This window comes from Chryseobacterium wanjuense (genome assembly GCF_900111495.1).
Lineage (GTDB): Bacteria > Bacteroidota > Bacteroidia > Flavobacteriales > Weeksellaceae > Chryseobacterium > Chryseobacterium wanjuense.
The window spans coordinates 1,900,123-1,923,088 of record NZ_FOIU01000001.1; the positions used below are offsets into that span (position 1 = coordinate 1,900,123).

The following is a 22,966-nucleotide window of genomic DNA, read 5'->3' on the forward strand; positions in this document are numbered from 1 at the left end:
TTAAATATTTCTATGATGAACACTTTAATTTGAGCTAAATTTCCACCAGTCGAAATAGAAAAGGTCTTTGTTTCCTTTGAATACAAAGTACAAATCGTGAATGCCTTTTATATTTTTCACTGGAGATTTAATCGTTTTGAAGAGGTCACCTTCGCCTTTTCCCGTTACCTGAACAGTTCCTAATAACGCTCCATCTACAGCATCGGTATGAATTTCTATAGTTCCCCCGTTGATTGAGGCAACCGATATTTCCAGGAGATTCGTTCCTTTGGAAAAATCAACACCCTGAACTTTGGTATAATCTCCATTGTTAATCGATGAAACTACGATTCGGTCGGTAATTTTTTTACCGGTATCGTAAGGGTTATTTCTTTCCCATTCGGTCATTTCTTCTGTTTTTACACCTTCACTGTAAGCAATGGTTTCCGCTTCAACCCTATGATATGGATTTAAAACTGCAATTCTTTTTACGCCTTCAGGATTCCAAAAAGGCAATTTTTGAATGGTGCCATCTGCATTGTAAATCATTTCGCTCACACAGACAGAGCGGCGTTCATAGTGCTTGCTGATTGTTTGTTTCCCTAAATTGTAATGGAAACCGAAAACATAAGATTTTCCTTTATAATCAATAATTCCGGGATGATTTCCGTTGGAACGTTTGTCGCTGTCCATTATCATTCCTTTGTATTCCCACGGCCCAGTTGCCGATTTGCCCATTGCATACCCGATTCCTTCCGGACAGCACGTTGAGGCATACGCCATATAATAATTTCCGTTTCGTTTCCATGCCCAGGGACCTTCCTGATAATGAAAAGGATCGGGAGAACCTTTCACTTTGGCAATCGATGGATCTTTTACAATAGACCCGTCAACAGAAATCATATCTTTATTGAGCTTTACATACCATAAATTAGGGTTTCCCCAATACAGATAAGCCTGTCCATCATCATCAATGAGAACCGTAGGATCGATATCGTCACTGGAATTTTTCACCAACGGTTTGCCAATAGGATCTTTAAAAGGTCCATAAGGGCTGTCTGCTACCAAAACCCCGATTCCTCTCTGCCCGGGCATCGGACAATACATATAAAACTTGCCGTTTCTTTCTATAACCTGAGGCGCCCAGGCTCCATTTTCGGGATCAGTCCACTTGAAATCCTTTAGGGAAGCCACAATACCGTGATCAGTCCAGTTGACCATATCGGTTGAGGTGTACAGCAGCCAGTTTTTCATTTTAAATCCGAACGCATCATCTTCGTCGTGGCTCGTGTAGAGGAAAACGGTATCCCTGTAAACCATTGGAGCAGGGTCGGCCGTGAATTTGGTTTGAATGATAGGATTTTGGGCAGATAACAATAATCCTGTAACCAGTAATCCTATATTTAAAGTATATTTTAAAACTGTTTTCTTAAGCATAATTAGTTTTTTTGAGTTTAATATTTAATGATTTGCTCTGTCCGTATTGATACCTGATCAATTAGTTACAGTTATTTCATCACTACTTTCATACTTTTACCCGAATAATCCACTGTTTTCTGCTGACCATTTGGAAGGACAATCGCAAAATTTCTTTTGTCAATCATTCCCTTATATTTTCCTTTTCGGGCTTCAATGGTAAGTGTATGTGATTTGTCGTTCCAATACATTGGTATTTCGGTGTAATCTCCTTTTTCGTAATTGTAATTGTCGAATTCATCTTCATACAAGACAAAATCACCATCTGAACCCGGATAGACTTTCAAGATTAAATTATCCCATTTTTTCTCAGTAGCATATTGAACATCGGGACCGAAAGGGATGATACTTCCGCCTTTTACATACAAAGGCATACTTTGAATATTAACTGTTTTTTCAATTTCCTGCCCCCCGTTGTATTTTACATCGGTCCAGTAGTCGTACCATACGGTTCCGGACGGCAGATAGACTTTGACGGTTTTATTTTCAGTAAAATCTATATTGGAAACCGAATTCTCTTTTTTTATTTCATCTTTTTTATTCCAGCCTTCATTTTCATCGGTTTTTACTATTTTTTCAGGAGTGTATTGAGCCTTCAGAACCGGTGCAACTAAAAATGCTTTTCCGAACATATATTCATTATTGATATCCCAAACTTTTTTGTCTGAGGAAAAATCCATTGCAAGCGGCCGCATAAAACTCGACTGATTTTTGGAAACATCCCATGAGACGGAATAGATATAAGGCAGCATACTGTAACGCAGTCTGATGAATTTTTCTATCGCATCATACACAACATCTCCTTTTTTCCCGAACTGATAAATTTCTCTTGGTACATCAGTTCCATGCGAACGCATCATCGGGGTAAAGGTTCCGTATTGCAGCCAGCGTACATATAGCTCCTGAAACATCGGATTTTTTGACCCTGAACTTTCATTCCAGCCTTTTTTATATGTTCCTGCGAAAAATCCGCCGATGTCCGAATTGAAATTAGGATTTCCGGTGAGGGTAAAATTCAGACCTGCCGGAACTTGGTTGCGTAAAGATTCCCATGAAGAATTAACATCTCCGGACCATGTATTCGCACCATATCTCTGCTGACCCGCGAATGCCGATCTTGTGAGAATAAATACTCTTTTGTCACTCGTTGTTGCCCGCTGATGATCATATACACCACCAACAGCCATTAATGGATAAGCATTTCTTACCTTTCTGAATGATCCTAAATATGTTTTTGTGTTTAAATCTTCCGGTTTTTGGCTAAGATGGTCAGGTTCTGTAGAATCCATCCACCAGCTGTCTACTCCGAGACTGAAAACCCCTTTGTTCAGATATTTCCAGTAAATATCTCTGGCTTCCGGATTGTAGGCATCATAAACCCGAACTCCGGATGGGTAATTCATATCGGGAGGCCAGACCTCTCTGCCGGATTCCGGCCAGGTTTTAAAATTAAAAAGCATTCCTTTTTTATCCATTTCACGGTAAGGATTGGTCATCGGCCCGAATGACGACCAGATGGAAACAGACAAATGCGCATTCATTCCGTGGATGTCATTAATCATTTTTTTGGCATCAGGAAAATCCGGACTTATAAAATCCATCGCATTCCACTGATAATTATTTCCCCAATACTGCCAGTCCTGAATAATTCCGTCTAAAGGAACTTTCGAATCACGGTATTTTTTTACAACATCCACAATCTCAGTCTGACTTTTATAGCGTTCTTTGCTTTGCCAGAAACCATACGTCCATAATGGAAACATCGGGACATTTCCGGTAAGGTTGCGCATTAAAGCAACCACGCCGTCAGCATTTCCTCCGTACATAAAATAATAATCCACCCCTTCTCCCACTTCAGAAGAAAATGAAGTTTTCTGAATAGTATCGGTAAACTGAGTCGGAGACACATTGTCCCAGAAAATACCATACCCTTTCACAGACTGAAAAAAAGGCACAAAATCCCAGGTATTGTTCTGCACCATCCTGATGTCCTGATTACGTTGGGATAATTTTCCGTTTTGAAGAATACCCAAACCATAAATCGGTTCGTCTTTTTCCAACTGAAAAGACTGTGTTACAGAATAAGTGGGATTTCCTGCATCATCAAAAGGTTTAATATCACTTCCTTTTTCTTTCAGAAGCTGTTTTCCTGATATTGTGGCATAAGCTATTTCCCCGTTTTTTATATTAACAGATATTTGTAAATCATTTGTTTTTATTGATAAAATTTCTTTATTTTCTGTAACAGAGAATTTTGTTTTCTGCTCCTCCTTGATGACAGAAAGGCTGTTTTTAATAAAAGATTTTCCCGTAGGATATTTGATAACCCGTACTGTGTGAGGACCATAAAACTTCACTTCCACATTCATAGTAGACGCAGAAAAACTTAATCCTGTGTCCGTTTTTTTGTATGACTGCGCATTGATATTCTGGTTCATCATAGACACTAATGTGACCGTGATGATGTATGCTTTTATTTTCTTAACATTCATTCTCGTTATCATGGTTTGAATTAATTTTTCCGGCTGCTTTTGTTATTCAGACCTTAGCTGAACAGAAATTTGCTGCTGGTCGATATTCTTAAAAAGCAATTGAGAAAACAGGTACAGATCATTCTTCCAGACTTTGAAGTCGTGACCGCCCGGTTCTACATAAAAAATGTGAGGAATATTATTTTCTGTGAGATAATCACTTGTCCTTTTGCTGAAAGACATCAGTCTGTCCTGATCTCCGCAGGAAATCCAAAGGAGTTTTAATTCTTTAGCTTTGGCTGGATTTGGAAGAAGCTGTTGAGGTTCTTTGGTATTGGGAGCGGAAGAAAAACCACCGACCCAGGCAAATTTGTCGATATTTCCCAATCCAAAATTCAGGGATTGGCCCCCGCCCATAGACAATCCGGCAATCGCTCTGTTTTCCCTGTCTTTTTTTACAGGATATTTTTTTTCAATAAAAGGGATAAGATCACTCAGCAAATCTTTTTCAAAAGTCGCGAAAGCTTCCACTTTATCTTTTGCCATAATATCACCCGTCGCCCTGTCGTCTTTCATCGCCCTTCCATTGGGTAAAACGACAAGCATCGGAGTTAATTTTCCCTGAGCGTAAAGATTGTCGAGAATAATTTGGGGTGTTCCGTTCCTGAACCATTCTTTTTCGTCTCCGCCAATGCCGTGAAGCAGGTACAAAACCGGATATTGAGTTCCTTTTTTGAAGCCCGGCGGTGTATAGATCAGAGCTTTTCTTTGGGTTCCTACCGTTTTTGATTCGTATGTTACGGTATCAATTTTACCATGGGGAATTTCTTTCTTTTCAACATCAAAACCTTGCGGAGCTTTTTTATCAAAAGTTTGTGCAGAAATACCTATTCCTGACAAGATTAAACCTAATGTAAATATGACAGAATTTCTCATAAATTTTATTATTTGTATTTTTTACACTTATTAATTTAGATAAAAAAATATTTATCCAATTTTTACTTTACGTATTATTTTCCAGTTGAGGAATCCGATATTCTGAAAAAATCAACATCTACAAAACCTCCTCTACTTTTTGTGGCGTAATTAAAAATCGCAAATTTAGATCCCATAAACAACCTTCTGTAATCGAAAATCATTTTATAGCCCTTCTCGATGACAGTCCAGTTTTTTTGGTCGGTGCTGTAAGAAAAATCCGCCAGATCTTTTCCAAGGTTAAAATCGGCTTCAATACGAAGATAAACTGTGTCTAAAGTGAGAGGAAAACGCTTTTTTTCTTCTTTTTTTACCCCCAAAATAGCTTTTGTTTTATTATCAAGACTCACTTCATTGGTAGAAAACGTAAGAAATTTCTGACTGCCTTCTTTTACAACAGACAGCAACCCCGAATCACCGTTGAACGCGCTGAAACCTGCAATATCACCGTCTTTCATTCCTTTTACATCCAAAGCAACAACAGCACTTGATTTCGGGCCGGTCATTCTTTGCGTTAAAGTATTCGGAGCAGCGTACATATTATCCACTACCCGACTCGTTTTCAATCTCATAAAACCTTTTCTTTCAGATAAAGACCAGGCTTCGTTTACAGGATTATGGTTCCATTGCCACTGGATTTTCAATTTTTTATCTGAAAATTCGTCACTTTCTACGATATTATTTTTAGGCTTAAACGGAGGAAGCGGAACTTCACCATGCAAAGGGATTTTCCCGTTATCTCCCAAAACCGGCCAATCGTTTTCCCATTGTACGGGAATCAAAATCGGAACACGTCCCACTCCGCCTCTATCCTGAAAAATAAGCGAATACCAGTTGCCGTTTTTATCATCAATTAAAGCCCCTTGTCCGGCATAAGAAAATCCTAAAAAGTTGTCTTCAAGAATAACTTTTTTCTCATAAGGACCAGTCACTTTATCTGCTCTGTATACTTCCTGGCGGCGTTTTTCACCTTTAGGCCAGGAAATCATCATCATATAATATTTTCCGTTTCTTTTAATAATCTGATTGCCTTCTAAAAGTCCGGTTTCCGTAGAATCTTTCTGAAAAACTACAGTTCCTTCAGGATTTCCGATGACTTCTTTAAAATCTGAACTTAATTCAAAAACTTTATTGGAAGTGAAAACATACACCTTGTCATCATCATCAAAAAACAAAGAAGCATCGTGAAAATGTCTGGTTCTGGTGATCAGCTTCCATTTGCCCGTTTCAGGGTTGTCTGTTACATAAAAATACGATTTGAAAGGCTCATCATTCGGCGAAAATAAAACGTAATATTTCCCTTCATGGTAGCGGATGGAAGATGCCCATTGTCCGCGACCGTAGACCGTACCGTTAAGCAAATCATATTTGGAATTGTCATTAAGTGTATTGAAAACATAACTTGACATTTCCCAATGTACAAGATCTTTGGAATGCATTACCGGAGCTCCCGGCATCAGGTGCATTGTGGTGCTTATGAGATAAAAATCATCACCGCTTCTCGTCACCGACAAATCCGGGGCATCTGCCCAAATAATGGGATTGGTAAATGCTGTTGTCTGCTGTTTCTGAGAAGGATTTATCTGGGCTGAAAGGAGATTCAGCCCGATAAATCCGTAAAAAGAAACTATATAAAATGATTTTTTAATGTTCAAAGCTTTACTATTTTGATTGGTTATTTAATTTTTTTCTCTTGTCTATTTTACTGATTTGGCAGATGATTGTTTATCATTTTTAATATTAATTAGGTACAATATCATTAGACGAAGTGCTGTACAAACCAATCAGACTTCCGGTAAATCCACCTGCAACATCGGTAGAAAGAATATCTCCGGAGACTGAACCTCCAAGGTTTTTGAAGTTTTTGCCATCTAAAGAATAATTAAAATTATACTCATCTTTTTCACCAACTACCTGTAATCTGACCGTTTTTGAAAGTGAAATTTTTTCGCTGGCAATCAATTTGGATTCTCCTTTTTCAGTTCTCTCCAAAACGATATAATAATCTTTATCTTTTTTTGTAATTCCGAATACATAGTTGAATCGTTCACTTTGATAGCAGGTAATTCCTGCCAGTTCTTTTTCTGATTTCGGTTTAAAATCCAGCGTTACAGAAGTTTCAAAGTCTTCGTGCTGCAGCCTGTGAAATAGTGCCGAAACCGGTGCCAATGCTTTAATATTGGTCTCAAAAGGATTTATTTTTACCCCGTTTTTAGAAATATTGATGAAATTTTCACGTGGTCCGCGCATGGCGATCCATCGGTAATCCAGATTTTTATCGGTCAGCTTGTCAGAGTATGTGAAGTTTCCGTTCGGGAAAAATCCGTTTTGCCCGGTCTGATTTTTTACGCCTTCCGGTACTTTTAATTTTGGTTTCATCGGAACCAGTCCGTTTTGGAAAACAGGATATGTTCCGCTCCAGTCAACAGGAAGAATGAAAGTCTCGCGACCACTGTTTACCCTGTTGTTTACATTAGGACGAATGGCCAGAAAGACCCCGTAATATTGACCGTTCGGAGTTTCTACCAGATCGGCATGACCCGCCCAATCCACTTTATCTTTTCTGTCTTTGGGGAAATATCGCTGCGTCAAAATAGGATTATTCATTGCAGGAACAAATGGGCCTTTCGGAGAATCTGACATAAAAATGACTTCGCTGTGATTACCGCCAGTTCCGCCTTCTGCACACATCAGAAAATATTTTCCGTTTTTTTTATATAAATGTGGCCCTTCTATCCAGATTGGTTTTTGAGAAAGATCGACACCGCCATTCACAATAATTTTATCTGAACCTGCCACTACCTGGTCTTTTTCCAAATCATAATCCCACATCTTGATGACACGATGACCGTTGTACTGCTCGGTTACTTTCGGCGGCGCATCATTGTGAACGATATACGCTTTACCATCATCATCAAAAAAAATGGAAGGATCAATACCATCAAAATTCAACTTTTGCACTTCACTCCAGCCTTTTGCGGGATCTTTGGTTTTCACAACCATATTCCCGATTCCACTGGCAATCTGCGTGGTGATCATATAAAAAGTATCATTATGCTTATTATATTTAATATCCGGAGCGTAGATTCCTTGTGAAACGCCTGATTTTTCCACTTTCAGCTGTGAAGGCCTGTCCAGAACGTGACCCACCTGCTTCCAATTGACCAAATCTTTAGATGTAAAAATGGGAACACCCGGAAACATTGAAAATGAAGAATTTACAAGGTAATAATCATCTCCTTTTCTGGTAATACTTGGATCCGGATAGCATCCCTGGAGAATCGGAGAGTAAAATTCATCCTCTTTCAAAGGATTGTTTGTATATATTTTATCATTTCCACGATAAGAAAAGTCTGAAAAGGTCTGCCCTGAAATGCTGTCAAAAAATAATAGAGCTACAGCAGCCGTCAGCATGGTTTTCTTTTTTAAAAATACCGGATTCATTATTCTCTGTCTCATAGTATATTTTAGATTATTATTTAGTTTTTAATATATTTAATTTTCGGATTTTGGTCTTTAAAAATTAATCCTAAGACTCATCTTACACCCCGCTGAAAGCACTGAAACCACCATCAATAGGCAATAATGCACCAGTGATGAAGCTTGCGGCATCTGAACATAGAAATTGGACGGCACCGTTGAGCTCATCAGCATTTCCGAAACGTCCCATGGGTGTTTTAGCGATTACTTTTTTGCTTCTGTCAGTGAGAGAACCATCCGGATTTAGTAAAATCGCCCGGTTTTGATCTCCGATGAAAAAGCCCGGAGCAATGGCATTTACACGAATTTTGTCACCGTATTTTAAAGCTAAATCAGAGGCCAGCCATTGTGTAAAATTGGTAATTGCAGATTTGGCTGCCGAGTATCCTGCCACTCTTGTGATTGCGGAATATGCTGCCATTGAAGAGATATTCACAATGCTACCGCTTCCCTGTTCTGCCATTACTTTTCCGAAGACATAGCTCGGGTAAACCGTTCCGTTGATGTTTAAATCCGTCACTTCGTTCCAGGCTTCCATTTTCATGTCGAAAAAGCACTGGTCAGGAGCTAATGTCGCAGCAGGAATATTTCCGCCGGCAATATTGAGAAGAATATCGATTTTACCATATTTTTCGAGGATTTTTTTTGAAGCAGATTCAAGACTTTCAATATTCATCACGTTGGCTTCCACTGCTAATGCATCGCCACCCAGATCTTTCAGTTCTTTTACCCTTGCGCCTACTGTCTGTTGATTTCTTCCCAATGCAACAATTTTTGCTCCGGCTTCAATAAAACTTTTAGCCAAACTTCCGCCGAGTACGCCTGAAGCACCTGTAATGACGGCCACTTTATCTTTTATGCTGAATATTTCGTTCATACTTATAATTGATCAATAATGATTTATACATGATAATATTGAACCCTTTGGTTGTGTTCATTAATTTGACATTTCGTTTTGTATGGCTGCCATTACCCCTTCAATTTGCCCCAAAGCGAGCATTCTTCCTAAAAATGAGTATCCGGGATTGTAACCTTTATCAATATCGTCCGTCAATAATCTTCCGTGATCGATGCGCATCGGCAAATCCGGGTTTTCTTTTTCAAATATGCGGATGACTTCAATCAGTTTTCCCCGTCCACCCAAATGATGGGCTTCGATAAAATCTCCGTTTTCAAAAACATTGGTACTTCTTAAATGGACAAACTTTGTTCGGTAGGCATATTTCCGGGCAAGTTTCGGAACATCATTCTGAAGACCGGCACTCAAAGAACCTGCGCAGAAAGTCAGTCCGTTGTGAGGATTATCGACAGCATTTAAGAACCAGTCTATATCTTCTTCGTTGGTCACAATTCTCGGTAAGCCCAACAATGAGAATGGCGGATCATCGGGATGTACACACATCTGGATACCCCATTTTTCACAGACAGGCATTATTTTTTCCAGGAAATATTTCATATTCTCACGAAGCTGGTTTTTATCAACCCCATCATATAAAGCCAATAAGCTTTTGAAAATAGCTACCGGATTTTGATCTCCTTCTTTAATATTTCCATTAACAAAACCTTGAGTTTTTACAATAATAGAGTCTATTAAATCATCATTGTCTTCCTGCGTTAAAGTATTTTTTAATTGTTCTACTTTTTGAAGAATCTCAGAATTATAATCGTTTTCTGCACCTTCTCTTTGCAGAATATGAATTTCAAAATAAGCAAATTTGGCCTTATCAAAATATAAGGACGACGATCCGTCTTCCCACTGATAAAACAAATCTGTCCGAGCCCAGTCCAGAACCGGCATAAAGTTGTAACAAACGGTTGTTACACCAGCTTTACCGAGGTTTTCAAGGCTTTGGATATAATTTTCTATTAATACATCTCTGTTTTCCCCTCCATATTTTATCGCTTCACTTACTGCCAGACTTTCTACGACCGACCAGCGAAGTCCAAAACTTTCTATGTAATTTTTATAATCATTAATTGCCTCCAGCGACCAGATTTCCCCGTTAGGGATTTCATGAAGTGCAGAAACAATCCCTTCTACTCCGATTTGGCGAAGCATATCCAGCTTTATTTTGTCTTTTTTACCAAACCAACGCCAGGTTTTTTCCATCGTCTTTTAAATTTTTAATTAAAAAACAAGGCAGATATTTTAGGATCTGCCCTGCCAACTATATATAAATGTGAAATTAACCAAATTTTAATATCCTGGGTTTTGATATTTAGCCTTGATATCTGCAGAAACTTCCATCGCATCAAGCTGACTTTGAGGAATAGGTCTTAAATAATGGAATTTCTGAATATTACGTGTAACCGTCTGAGGCGTATGATCTCCATAATTAGATCCTCCTATCTGATAAGAAGATGCATATTCCTGCCACTTTTGCGTTCTAATAAGATCGTACCATCTATAAAATTCGCCATAATATTCTCTGGATCTTTCTGCCAAAATATAATCAATTGTAATGGTTGAAGGTGTGGCAGCAACCATCGCAGCACTGTTATCCGCTATATAGGTAGTATTTTGGGCATTACTAAATTTCCATTTTCCGGCTCTTGCACGAATTACATTGATAAGATCTCTTGCAGTCATCGCTCCTGAAGCTCCTTTTACAGCAGCTTCTGCCGCGATGAAATAAAATTCTGAAAATTTAGCTGCATTAAATGGACGTGTTAATCCTGCATTAGGAAATCCTAAACCATTACCGTTATCTGTACGGTAAGTTCCTATTTTCCATAAACCAGGGAAAACCATTCTGCTAATACCATTGGGCGCAATAACCCAATCTGCTCTTCCCGGTAATGTACCGGCTCCTACACCACTTTGCCCTGCTCCTGAAGGATAGGTTGGTGTTTGAGAATCATCATTCAGAAAAGTAAGAATGGCATCATTCGGCTGAACGGGTAAATTATTTGCATTGTATAATACCGGTATAGTGGTAAGACCTGTTGCTTCTTTATTCCAATTTCCTCTATAGCTTGTAACAAAAGTTCCATCATAGCGAGAATCATTTGTTTTGTCTGCAAAGGTATTTTTTATTACTCCAATGGTAGGACACATACGTACCCAAGGACGACCTAATGTCTGGGTAGCAGCACGCTGAACGGAGCTACCGGCATCCCAGGTGGTAGAAGACTTGCTGCTTTTAATATTGGTATAATTCCAGGTCTGCATCCAGGCTGCAAAGTTGTCCGGGCTCCAGCCGGAACCAAATCCTATAGGATCACTTTCATTATAATATGAGCTAGACGATGTGTGATCTGCATACAGCATACATTCATTATTTCTGTCATTGGAGCCTACATTTAAATCATAGTAAGTAGGCTGCAGGGCATATGGCCCAGGACTGTTAATTCCCTCTAATGCAATATCATAAGCCTGTTGGAAATACCATTGGGCATTATGACCATCAGGATCCGTTCTTGCAGCTTCCGGATAGGTGGGAATATCATTAGGATTTTGCAGCCACCAGCCATAAGTAAGGTATGCTTTTGCTAAAAACAATCTTGCAACATTTTTGGTAACCCCACCCGTAACCCGTGGAGAGGCTGGTAGATTATCTATAGCTTTTTTAAGGTCAGGAAATATAGCTTTGCTATACACCTCAGGCACTGTATTTCTTACTGACGTTGCAGACGGATTAATATTAAAAGCCAGTTCCCCGGAACCAAGATCTAATGGAACACCACCGTAAGTCTGCACCAATAAAAAGTAATCAAATGCTCTGAAGAATCGGGCCTCGGAAATAAGAGATTCGGAAATTCCGAAAGACGGGCCTTTTTCAATAATTCCATTGGCAGTATTGATGTACGGAAACACAGAATTCCAAATCATACTCGGAGGAAATGTTGATGGAGTAATATTTCCATTTCCTGACATATCCAATTCTTTAAAATTGCCATCAGCCTGTTGCCCAAAAGTTGATTCATCTGTACCATTCTGGCAATTGCTCATAAAATATCCATTCCCATACAACATACGGAGATGTCTGTATAAAGACGTAACTCCCTGGTTGATGCCTTGTTCTGTATTAAAATAATCAACAGTATAACTTGTTCTTGGCTCTTCATCCAATATTTCATTACATCCGGTGAAAGTTAATGATAAGAAGATTGCTCCTGCTATCATTTTTTTATTATATTTTATCATGACTCTATAGTTTTAAAAGGTTAAATTAAGTCCCATTAAGTAGTTTCTGGTAGATGGATTATTGGTTCCAATAATTAACTGTCTCGGTCTATAGCCGCTTACCGCCTGATTTTGATCGCCAACGGAATTTGGTTCCGGATCCATTCCTGAAAATTTATGATAAGGAGAGAATAATACAACAGGATTCGTTACAGTAAAGTATATTTTCAGTGCTGTAATTTTCATATCCTTTAAAAGTTCCTTATCAAAATTGTATCCCAAAGTAATGGTACGTAGTTTAAGGTATGAAGCGTCAAACATTGCTAATGTTGAAGAATACTTCGGATTATCACCACTCAAATGGCGACCTGGTCTTGGATAGTAAGCATCGGTGTTGTCTTCTGTCCAATAGTCTACATCCACGTTATTTCCTCTTCCGGTTAATCTGTTAAGGTAACTTGCAGATCCATATAATGAACTGATCAGAATTCCTCCTTTTTGGAATGCTCCTACAGTACTAAGTTCGAAATTTTTATAAGCAAAACGCATATTAAACCCTCCCTGGAATTTAGGTGCCGTATCAAAAATCTGTCTGTCTGCTTCCCCTATAGCTCTTACAGGAGTACCGTCTGCATTATAGCCTCCGGTGTAAAGAACTTTAATAGATCCTATAACGTCAGCTGGAGTTCCCGGCTCTAAAATACTTTGATAGGGATCACCTGCCTGCCATAAGCCTATATACTGAAAATCATATAGTGCGTTGATGTTATGTCCTACAAACCAAAGGTTATTGATATCTCTGTCAATTCCAGAGGCCAGCGCTAAGATTTTGTTCTTGTTGGTATAAAGATTAACTCCCGCATCCCATGAAAAGCCGTCGGGATTATCGAAAATAATTCCGTTTAATGAAAATTCCCATCCTTTATTTTCTGTTTCGGCAACATTTTTAGTTACGTATGAAAGACCGGATGAAGCTGGAAGAGATTTATTAGATAAGAGATCAAAAGTATGGGTTTTGTAATATTCAACAGTACCAGTCAACCTGTTATGAAACAATCCGAAATCAACTCCATAATTCTGAGTCTTAGAATATTCCCATCCAAGATCGGCATTGGGTGCCTGATTTACATACACTCCGGTACCATTCGTTGTACCAAAGTTATACGGAACAACCGTCAGTGAACCTAATGTAGAATACGGTGAAACTGCCTGATTTGAAGTCTGCCCCCAACCTGCTCTAATTTTTAAAAGATTAAGAGCTTTTATATTTTTCATGAAAGATTCGTTGGTAATATTCCATCCTACGGATAATGCGGGATAGGTATGCCATTTGTTTCCCGGAGCCAATACTGATGCTCCATCTGCACGTAATGTTGCCGTAAGCATATACTTATTATCAAAAGTATACATTACCCTTCCCATGGCAGATATAAGACCGGTCTGAGAATAGATCTGATCATTCGGATTAACTGAAATATCAGCTTGTGGAGATTGCCCTAAATTGTAATACTGGAAAAAATCTGCGGGAACGTTTTTTGCACTCATATAAGTACTTATATATCTGTTGCCCTCCGCTGAATATAATCCAACGGCATTGATCTTATGCTTGCCAAAGGTGCGGTCGTATGTCAGTAAGTTTTCCAACACCCAGTGGTAGTTCTGGTTATTTCCTCTTCCTGCAGACGATGCCGTAGCGGGATTTGTACTGAAAACACCTACTCCTACGTAATTTCCACTATTGGTCGTACGGTAATCCAAACCTACATTAAGTCTATATTTAAGGCCGTTAAGAGGCAAACTCACTTCTCCGTATAGATTATTATATGATGCAAATATTTTGCTTTCGTCAACGTATTTTTCATCAAGGTTATTTAATCTTTCACGAGTAAAAATCCATGTATTGTCATTACCACCTGCGGTATTCATCAAAGATCTTAAGCTTCCATCGGCATTATAAGGGTTTACAAGAGGAGAATATCCTACGACCGCTCCCGAATTTACGCCATTACCTTCTGTTTTTGTGTAGTTTGTATTTGTTGTAAAACCAAACTTGAATTTTTTACCAACCTGCTGATCCAAAGCCAGACGCATAGAAAATCGCTCATAATTTTGTAGAGGAATCAATGCATCCTGTTTGAAATAAGATAAGCCGGCACTGTAATTTCCTCCTTCTGTTCCACCGGAAACACTAATATCATGATTGGTCATCATCGCCGGTTTATAGTATAAGCTTTGCCAGTCTGTATTGGTATCATTAGATTCGTCTGCTCCGTTTGTATATATTCCTGCATCTGCACGGAGTTTCGCAAACGTTGGCCCGTCCATCATTGGATATTTCGAAAACAATGTCTGAACTCCTGTAAAAGTACTGTAAGAAAAACGCGGTTTTTGGCCTCTTGTTCCTCTGTTTGAAGTTACTAAAATAACACCATTGGCACCTCTGGAACCATAAATGGCCGTTGCAGAAGCATCTTTCAAAATGTCAATACTTTTGATATCACTTGAGCTGATGTCTGATAATGAGCCCGCAAACGGAATCCCGTCAAGAACCACAAGAGGATTGTTATCTCCCGATAAAGATCGTGTCCCTCTGATACGGATCTGCATCGCAGCACCCGGCTTTGTAGATGATTGAGAAATATCAACACCCGCCGTTCTGCCTTGCAATGCCTGTGTGATGTTTGCAGAAGGCACCTCACGAAGTACATCCCCCTTTACACTAGCCACGGATCCTGTCACGGATTCTTTCCTCTGAGTTCCGTATCCAATTACCACAACTTCTTCAATCTTCTTCTCTTTTGTAACGGTATCTTTTTTACTCTGTGCGTACATTAAGCCAGAAGGCAAAAGAGCCATAGCAAAAAACAGGGCTGCTCTGTTGGTTTTATTTAATAAAAATACATTCATAATTATTATTTTAAAGTTAGTGTTTAAGAGAGCCAATATCATTTCTAAAAATTCTATCGGCTTTCTTATTTTTTATTAGATGTGCATATTTACAATCGCCTCGAATAGTTCCTGCTTGCCGCTCTTTGGCTGAGGCTCCCCTATTTCGTGTGCTATTTTTTGTAAATCCTCTAATGTAAGTTTACCATCTTCAAAAGCTTTCCCATTTCCATTATCAAAAGATGAATATCTCTCTGTTCTTAATTTTTTATAATCTGAGTTTTCCAAAATATCAGCTGCTACAAGCAATCCTTTTGCGAAGGCATCCATACCGGAAACATGCGCTATGAAAAGATCTTCTGCATCAATTGAATTTCGGCGGATTTTGGCATCAAAATTAATACCTCCCGATCCCAGTCCTCCATTAGGAAGAATTACCAGCCATGCCTGTGCAAGCTCGAAATAATCTACCGGAAACTGGTCGGTATCCCAGCCATTCTGGTTATCACCTCTATTGGCATCTATACTTCCCAGCATACCTGCATCAACAGCTGCCTGCAGTTCGTGTTCAAAAGTATGTCCTGCCAATGTTGCATGATTAACCTCAAGATTAAGTTTAAAATCTTTATCCAATCCGTAATTTTTTAAAAAACCAATTACGGTTTCAGCATCATAATCATACTGATGTTTTGTAGGTTCCATTGGCTTAGGCTCAATTAAAAATGTTCCCTGGAATCCCTGCTTTCTTGCATAATCACGGGACATGGTAAGAAAACGGGCAAGATGCTCTTTTTCACGTTTCATATCGGTATTTAAAAGGCTCATGTATCCTTCTCTTCCGCCCCAGAAAACGTAATTTTCCCCGCCCAATGCAATCGTTGCATCGATGGAATTTTTAACTTGAGTTCCCGCACAGGCAACAACATCAAAATTCGGGTTGGTAGATGCTCCGTTCATGTATCTTTCATGGGTAAAAACATTGGCTGTACCCCAAAGAAGCTTGATTCCCGTCTCCTTCTGCTTTTCTTTGGCATATTCTACAATGGTCTGTAGATTTTTCTCGTAGTCTCTCCAGTTGTCTGCAGGGTCTACCAGATCAATGTCATGAAAACAATAGTACTCAAAGCCCATTTTATTCATAAATTCAAATCCTGCATCCATTTTGTATTTCGCTTTGGAAACAGCGTCAGTACCCTGACTCCAAGGGTGATGAATCGTGGGACCACCAAACGGATCACTTCCGTCTGCACATAGCGTGTGCCACCAAGCCATTGCAAAGCGCATCCACTCTTTCATTGGCTTACCCATCACCACTCTTTCTGCGTCATAATGACGAAATGCTAATGGATTTCTGCTTTCTTTACCTTCAAATTTTATTGGTGCAACACCAGGAAAAAACTGTTTTGTTCCTTTTAAAACGTTCATATATATATCTGATTTTTTATGTTATTGTAAAATTTCTATTTATACTATTTCTTTAAGATGCTCGTGCCATCTTGAATATGCTTCGAAATACTGTTCTCTTTTTTCTTTCTCAGGCTCAATGACCGCTAATTTCTCAAGTGATGAAAAGGCTTCATTAGAGTCTGCATAAAATCCTATTCCCATTCCGGCTGCTCTTGCAGCACCTACGGCTCCATCTGTGTCGTACAGCTCAATCACTGCATTACTCACACTGGAAAGTGTCTGACGGAAAATCGAGCTTAAAAACATATTGGCATTGCCTGCGCGAACCACCTGGATATCCATTCCCATACCTCTCATGATATTCATTCCGTATTCGTAGGAAAAAACGATTCCTTCCTGTGCCGCCCTCAAAATATCTCCTTTTGTATGAATATTAAAATTAATTCCGTGTATGGAACAGCGGGTATCCTTGTTCTCCAATACTCTTTCTGCTCCGTTTCCGAAAGGAATAATGCTTAATCCTTTTGAGCCGATTGGTGAAAGTGATGCCAGATCATTCATATCTCCATAGGAAGAAAGTGAGGTTGCAAAATTGTGTTTCAGCCATGAGTTTAAAATTCCTGTTCCGTTAATACACAGCAATACGCCTAATCTCGTTTCCTCCGGACTGTGGTTGACGTGGGCAAAGGTATTTACCCTCGACATGGTGTCATACTCCAATTTATCCAGTACTCCATAGACTACTCCCGAAGTTCCTGCCGTCGAGGCAATTTCTCCCGGGTTGAAAACATTTAATGATAATGCATTATTAGGTTGATCTCCGGCTCTATATGAAATAGGTGTACCTTCTTTTAAGCCTAATTCCTGAGCTGCCGTTGCAGAAACTGTTGATTGAATCCCGAAAGTAGGGATGATTTCAGGGAAAAAGCTTTTCGGAATCCCATAATAATTGATAACATCTTCCGAGATACAATTATTTTTAAAATCCCAGAAAATCCCTTCTGATAATCCTTCTACCGTCATTCCGATTTCTCCGGAAAGTCTCATGGCGATATAATCTCCGGGAAGCATTATTTTATCTATTTTTTCGAAAATTTCAGGTTCGTTTTCTTTAACCCAAGCTAATTTTGAAGCGGTAAAATTTCCCGGCGAATTCAATAAATGTGATAAACATTTCTCTTCTCCAATTTCTTTAAAAGCCTTTTCACCATACGGAACAGCACGGCTGTCACACCAGATAATCGACGGACGCAGCAGATTCTGATCTTTATCGACTAAAATCAAACCGTGCATTTGCCATGTAATGCCAATTCCCTTGATGTCTTCAGGGTTGATTCCAGATTCATGCATCACCGACTCATGTGCCAGTTTTAGATTCAGCCACCATTCAGCGGGGTTCTGCTCGGCCCAGCCTGAGTTGATGGCCATAATTTTCATTTCCTTTTTTGGAGAAAAATCTGATGCAATAATTTTTCCACTGGATGCCTCAATGAGACAAACTTTTACAGAAGAACTGCCTATGTCATATCCTAGCAAATACATAATTTGATAAAAGGGGGAATTTATTTAATTAGTTTAGTGTTGTTTTTCTTGTAGATCTTAGCGTCGAACTTGTAATATCTTGCTGCCCGATGCGATACATTTTTTTCTATTTCTTCTAAAGGAATAATATAATTAAATGATGAAATTTTTTTATGAAAATTCTTGATATCGATCTGTTTTTCACTTAATGCGCTGTACAGCTGATACAGCTGTCTTATGGTAAATTTTTTCGGCAGCAATTCAAAAATAATTGAAAAATCTGTCTCAATCCATCTTCTTATCTCGGTTAAAGATTCGTTGATGATTTTATTATGATCAAAAGGTAATGCAGGTACCTGATCGATAGGATGCCAGTCTACGGTCTCATACTTGGTACTGTTGATTTTCTGATCTATTTTACATAAAGAAAGGTAGGCGACTGTAATAATCCTATCAATATTATGCATATACTCGGTTCCCATCCACTTGATATCGCTCTGATTGCTTGCACGAAGCGGATCGGCAAAGCACTTGAACTGTTTCAGAACCATTTTTTTTATTCCCGTTAACTCGTGAAGAACTCTATGGGCTGCATCATCGACATCTTCGTTACTAAAAATCAAGCTACCTGGCAATTTTCTTTGCTTATCTGCAGGTACATCATCTATGTATCGTTGCACAAGTAAAATATTGAGTCTGTTATCATGATCAAATCCAAATACCACACAATCGACAGAGACATAAGTATGAATAAAATCCTGGTTCATTTTTTATTAACATTTACGTAACATGACAAATATAAAAATTCAATCGAGAAAAAAAAATAAAATCTACACTACAGACTATATATCAATAGTTTACATATCTATTTTTTATGATAAGAATGATATAAAAAATATGATAAGGTTATCATATTTTTAATGATTAATATTTCAGAATAGCTTAATAGATAGTTATTTAAATGTAAAATTAACACTTAAAAAAAATAATATTTATTTATATATATCTTATGATAAGAAAATTTTAATTTTTATTGATTTTTTTTAGAAATTCATTAAGAAAAACAAATATTTCTGTCAAAATACGTACTTTTAAGACGTGTATTTTTTACAATTATTCGAGCCAAGATCCAAAATTTCTCAAAATTGTAAATTTCAAATACAAAATCGGGACAAGTTTTAAAGTTTTCCAAAAGTTGAAAAAATCTCCTGTATATAAGGATAAAATAATTGCTAACAACCTATATGAACAACAATCCTCTCCTGTTGTTTTGATCTCTTTTTTTGAAATATCAAAGAAAAATTATTTCAAAGAATTGAAATCTCCATTTAATACATCTTGACAATATTTTGATAATATCAAATAAAATACATAAACAGATATTTTAATTTGGTCATCGAAAGATTTGCATTTTTGTTTATCTTCTTCCGTTAAATATGAATTATTAAATATTTTCTTTTTTTCAATTAAGTCTAAGGCATCATATGATTTTCCAGATGGAGACTTAACGACAATTATAGCACCCTCCTCCCTGTAAATAGTTGAAAATTCAATAGTTACATTTGTTTTTTTCTAAAAATAGAATATCTGAGTTTTGCTGTCTCCAGCTAAATCCATACTCTTTAGCAATATCTTTAAATTGCTCCTTTATAAAATCTACATATTCTGTTATTTCCATTGTTTTAATTATCTTATGATTAATCTACTATTTTATGTTCCTCAAATCGGGTTAATGTAGGCAGTTTCCTTCGGTTAAGTTCGCTTGGTAAAACATTCGTTTGGTTTTTGGATCAAATCGATACCCATGTTTCCATTCAAAAAGATTAAATTCTTTTCCAAAGCCTGTTAAAATAAAAAGTCGCCATTGCTGACGACCTTAAAATTATTTCAAAGAATTGAAATCTCCATTTAATAAATCTTGACAATGATTTTTAACAAATATTGCTACATTAAATATTAAGGATTTATTATCATCATTAAATTCAATGGATTTTGTTATTTCATCTTCTGTTAAAAAATCAGGATTCCCTAATTTTTTTATAATGGATTGATATAAACTATAATAAGTTCCTTTTTTAACATTTCTAAAATATGCATTCATTCCATCATCATATTTTTCAGTTGAAAAATAAATTTCTAAAAATTGATTTTTCAGTGCCACTATGCCCGCATTTCTATTTTCGAATATCATATTATTTGCAGTTGCTACTTCTTTAAACTGTTCTTTTATAAAATCTATATATCCTGTTATTTCCATTGTTTTAATTATTTTATGATTAATCTACTATTTTATACTCCTCAAATTGGGTTAATGTAGGAAGTTTCCTTCGGTTAAGTTCGCTCGGTAAAAGCATCCGCTTGGTTTTTGGATCAAATCGATAACCGTGCTTCCATTCAAAACGATGAACTTCTTTGCCGAAACCTGTAAGTTTTTCACCAATTACATTTCCATTTTCCATTATTGGATTTCTTAAATTAATTAAATCCGACATAATCACGACTTCCACTTTCTGTCTTACCGCCGCATCTACCCATTTGGCTCAATTCTACATCTATTGTGAAATTTGCCTCATCGATAACTCTGGATTCAAATTTAGTAATTTGTAAAGCAAACCTTCACCTCTGGCTTTTGTATTACAACAAAAACCACTACAAAATGTGGTGGTTTTATTTATTGAAATTTGTAATGATGATTGTATACTATAAGTTCTCCTTCATTTCAAAAACAAGAATATTTTTCCACCTGTCTCTAGTACGGGTGCCATAAAAAAAGTATTATCTCTTCTTCTTCAGTTGCAAAACAGGCAAAAAAAGAGGTTGTTTCAAAAGTAATCACTGTCTCAGACTCCTTATTTAAGAGATTTCTAAAACATTATTTTACCTTTTAAGACATCCTCTATATAAGATATATGGTCTTATACTTCTTTCGCCTTATAGGATAACGCAAGCTCAACTACTTCTTCAACAGATGGATTGTATTTAGATAAATCATCTGTTCTTGCATTGTAATTTTCAGGGTAAAAAAATAGATTTGCTCCATTAGGATGAGGAACGTTTTTACTGAATAGTTCATAATACTCATCTATTTGCTCTTCCGTTCCTTCAGCATTTACAATTTTATATCCTAATTCTATTAATTCTTCCTTTGTCATATGTTATAATTTTTCAAAACCCATAGGTAATCGGAGATTCAATATCTTTATGAAATAATCTATCTGTTTATGAAGTCCCAGAGGTTTGGTTCTCCTTAATAATCTTTAAAATTAAAGTTTTATTTTCTACAGTTTAATTTTTTAGAATTGAACGTCAAGACTAATCTCTGAAGGAGATAATATGCTTTAATAATTCTACTAAACAATAAAATAGAAAGAGCAGTCTTCAACAAAAAAATATGCTATTAGGAGAACAGATCAAGTTTGGAATGTTTTTATTTTTTCTTCCAACCAAGAATATAATTCCTCTGGAGTATTTAGTCGTTTTTCACATCCTTGTGTAATTAAGTTTTTGGAGTATTCTTGAACTTCAACATATGATATGTTAGAAAAATCTTCAAAATCTTCAACTAAAAACTCATCAGACTGATAGAAAAAAGTGGACATAAAATATCCATATTTGAGGCAATTCAATAAATTATTCCTACTGATTTTATCTTTATTTTCAAGTAAAATACTAAACGGATTTATTTTTAAAAATTTATTCAAGATGATCAAATCATCATATTCATATAGATCGATAATCCTTCCATCCGGATTGTCAGGTATTGCTGGCCTATTAGTGTTTTTTATCAAAACCTCTTGCCAATCCTGCTTTGTAAAATCTATCCATAATTCCGTATTTGATATAAATAAACCTTTAGTGACCTTATATAAAGTCATAGAATATATAAAAGCATCAATCCTTTCTCTTTTGGAGAATTGCTTGAAGTATTCTTTATATAATTCCGAATAATCAATATTAGGATTGCTATCCATCATTTTTATAAAATTTATTGCACTCATATCATTACTTTATTTTTGTTGTAATTTCTTTCCATCTTTACAAATTTTTTTAGTTTGATAATCCTAATGATGATTTTAATTTTCTATCTAATCTAGACCATCATAAAAGTCAGTATTGCTATTTCTTCCATAAGTTCCATCGAAATTCATTTTTATTTATCAGATGTATGATTATATTGATTAATAAAACTTTCTACATACTCAGTAAAACTATTAGCTATCTTTTTGTGATATCTTTTTGGGTCGGAATTATCATCAGTATACCCTTCCATATCTAGCCCGTAAACAGGGGGGTTCTCTCCTTCATCAAAAAAAATGTAATGTATATAAACTCCATCTGATTCTGCGATTACCCAAAACTCTTTATTTATTAAGTTTTTCAAACCATAATCTTCTAATTGTTCAAGAGCATCAGCATTGGCAGATTCTAAAAAATCAAATGCGCCCCCTAAGGCTGTATTAGAATTATGAAGAGGATAAAAGTGCATACCCGTTAGCTCTAGAAATTCTTTGTATGCTTTAGGAAAGCTCTTTTTTATTTTTAATTCTAAACCGTTTATTAATGAAGGATCAACATTGCTATTTTGCCATTTGTTTTTAATGAGATAATCATTAAGATTTTGAAAGTATTGTAAATTCATAATAAA

The 22,966-nt window shown here is 37.0% G+C and carries 18 protein-coding genes; all 18 read right to left on the reverse strand.

What is annotated here, in order from left to right; all coding sequences use genetic code 11:
- Positions 1 to 24: 24 nt before the first annotated feature.
- The 18 genes from BMX24_RS08550 to BMX24_RS08635 all read right to left on the reverse strand — a co-directional run bounded on the left by BMX24_RS08550 (position 25) and on the right by BMX24_RS08635 (position 22,960).
- Entirely contained in the window at positions 25 to 1,416 is a 1,392-nt protein-coding gene (locus tag BMX24_RS08550; protein ID WP_089791607.1) for a glycoside hydrolase family 43 protein, read from the reverse strand.
- A gap of 71 nt (positions 1,417 to 1,487) precedes the next feature.
- Entirely contained in the window at positions 1,488 to 3,959 is a 2,472-nt protein-coding gene (locus BMX24_RS08555) for a glycoside hydrolase family 31 protein (RefSeq protein WP_228404746.1), read from the reverse strand.
- 30 nt (positions 3,960 to 3,989) lie between these two features.
- Positions 3,990 to 4,862: an alpha/beta hydrolase gene (locus BMX24_RS08560; protein WP_089791608.1), complete on the reverse strand. Its 873-nt coding sequence runs from the start codon at positions 4,860 to 4,862 to the stop codon at positions 3,990 to 3,992.
- Between the two features lie 74 nt (positions 4,863 to 4,936).
- The gene (locus tag BMX24_RS08565) at positions 4,937 to 6,556 is read right to left on the reverse strand and encodes a glycoside hydrolase family 43 protein (RefSeq protein ID WP_228404748.1); all 1,620 of its coding nucleotides are present in this window, start codon (positions 6,554 to 6,556) and stop codon (positions 4,937 to 4,939) included.
- 85 nt (positions 6,557 to 6,641) lie between these two features.
- A complete protein-coding gene (locus BMX24_RS08570; protein ID WP_089791609.1) occupies positions 6,642 to 8,360 on the reverse strand; it encodes a glycoside hydrolase family 43 protein in 1,719 nt (572 codons plus the stop codon).
- An 82-nt stretch (positions 8,361 to 8,442) separates the two neighbouring features.
- Positions 8,443 to 9,258 (reverse strand): SDR family oxidoreductase, encoded by an 816-nt coding sequence (locus BMX24_RS08575; protein WP_089791610.1) that lies wholly within the window; start codon positions 9,256 to 9,258, stop codon positions 8,443 to 8,445.
- Between the two features lie 60 nt (positions 9,259 to 9,318).
- Complete coding sequence (gene uxuA, locus BMX24_RS08580; RefSeq protein WP_089791611.1) at positions 9,319 to 10,491, reverse strand: mannonate dehydratase; 1,173 nt, start codon at positions 10,489 to 10,491, stop codon at positions 9,319 to 9,321.
- Between the two features lie 87 nt (positions 10,492 to 10,578).
- Entirely contained in the window at positions 10,579 to 12,528 is a 1,950-nt protein-coding gene (locus BMX24_RS08585; RefSeq protein ID WP_089791612.1) for a RagB/SusD family nutrient uptake outer membrane protein, read from the reverse strand.
- 12 nt (positions 12,529 to 12,540) lie between these two features.
- A complete protein-coding gene (locus tag BMX24_RS08590) occupies positions 12,541 to 15,414 on the reverse strand; it encodes a SusC/RagA family TonB-linked outer membrane protein (RefSeq protein ID WP_089791613.1) in 2,874 nt (957 codons plus the stop codon).
- A gap of 75 nt (positions 15,415 to 15,489) precedes the next feature.
- Positions 15,490 to 16,818, reverse strand: coding sequence for a xylose isomerase (xylA, locus tag BMX24_RS08595; protein WP_089791614.1), 1,329 nt, complete (start codon positions 16,816 to 16,818; stop codon positions 15,490 to 15,492).
- Between the two features lie 39 nt (positions 16,819 to 16,857).
- Positions 16,858 to 18,342 carry a xylulokinase gene (locus BMX24_RS08600; RefSeq protein WP_089791615.1) on the reverse strand — a complete coding sequence of 495 codons (1,485 nt, stop codon included), beginning with the start codon at positions 18,340 to 18,342 and terminating at the stop codon, positions 16,858 to 16,860.
- A 20-nt stretch (positions 18,343 to 18,362) separates the two neighbouring features.
- Complete coding sequence (locus tag BMX24_RS08605; RefSeq protein WP_089791616.1) at positions 18,363 to 19,088, reverse strand: NUDIX hydrolase; 726 nt, start codon at positions 19,086 to 19,088, stop codon at positions 18,363 to 18,365.
- 782 nt (positions 19,089 to 19,870) lie between these two features.
- The gene (locus BMX24_RS21435; RefSeq protein WP_262485636.1) at positions 19,871 to 19,999 is read right to left on the reverse strand and encodes a hypothetical protein; all 129 of its coding nucleotides are present in this window, start codon (positions 19,997 to 19,999) and stop codon (positions 19,871 to 19,873) included.
- A gap of 204 nt (positions 20,000 to 20,203) precedes the next feature.
- Positions 20,204 to 20,578, reverse strand: a complete 375-nt coding sequence (locus tag BMX24_RS08615; RefSeq protein WP_089791618.1) for a hypothetical protein — start codon at positions 20,576 to 20,578, stop codon at positions 20,204 to 20,206.
- Positions 20,579 to 20,597: 19 nt separating this feature from the next.
- On the reverse strand, positions 20,598 to 20,780 hold the full coding sequence (locus BMX24_RS08620; RefSeq protein ID WP_089791619.1) for a hypothetical protein: 183 nt from the start codon (positions 20,778 to 20,780) through the stop codon (positions 20,598 to 20,600).
- A 456-nt stretch (positions 20,781 to 21,236) separates the two neighbouring features.
- Complete coding sequence (locus BMX24_RS08625) at positions 21,237 to 21,473, reverse strand: bacteriocin immunity protein (RefSeq protein ID WP_089791620.1); 237 nt, start codon at positions 21,471 to 21,473, stop codon at positions 21,237 to 21,239.
- Between the two features lie 258 nt (positions 21,474 to 21,731).
- Complete coding sequence (locus BMX24_RS08630) at positions 21,732 to 22,319, reverse strand: hypothetical protein (protein ID WP_139176794.1); 588 nt, start codon at positions 22,317 to 22,319, stop codon at positions 21,732 to 21,734.
- A 152-nt stretch (positions 22,320 to 22,471) separates the two neighbouring features.
- The gene (locus BMX24_RS08635) at positions 22,472 to 22,960 is read right to left on the reverse strand and encodes an SMI1/KNR4 family protein (protein ID WP_089791622.1); all 489 of its coding nucleotides are present in this window, start codon (positions 22,958 to 22,960) and stop codon (positions 22,472 to 22,474) included.
- Positions 22,961 to 22,966 lie beyond the last annotated feature (6 nt).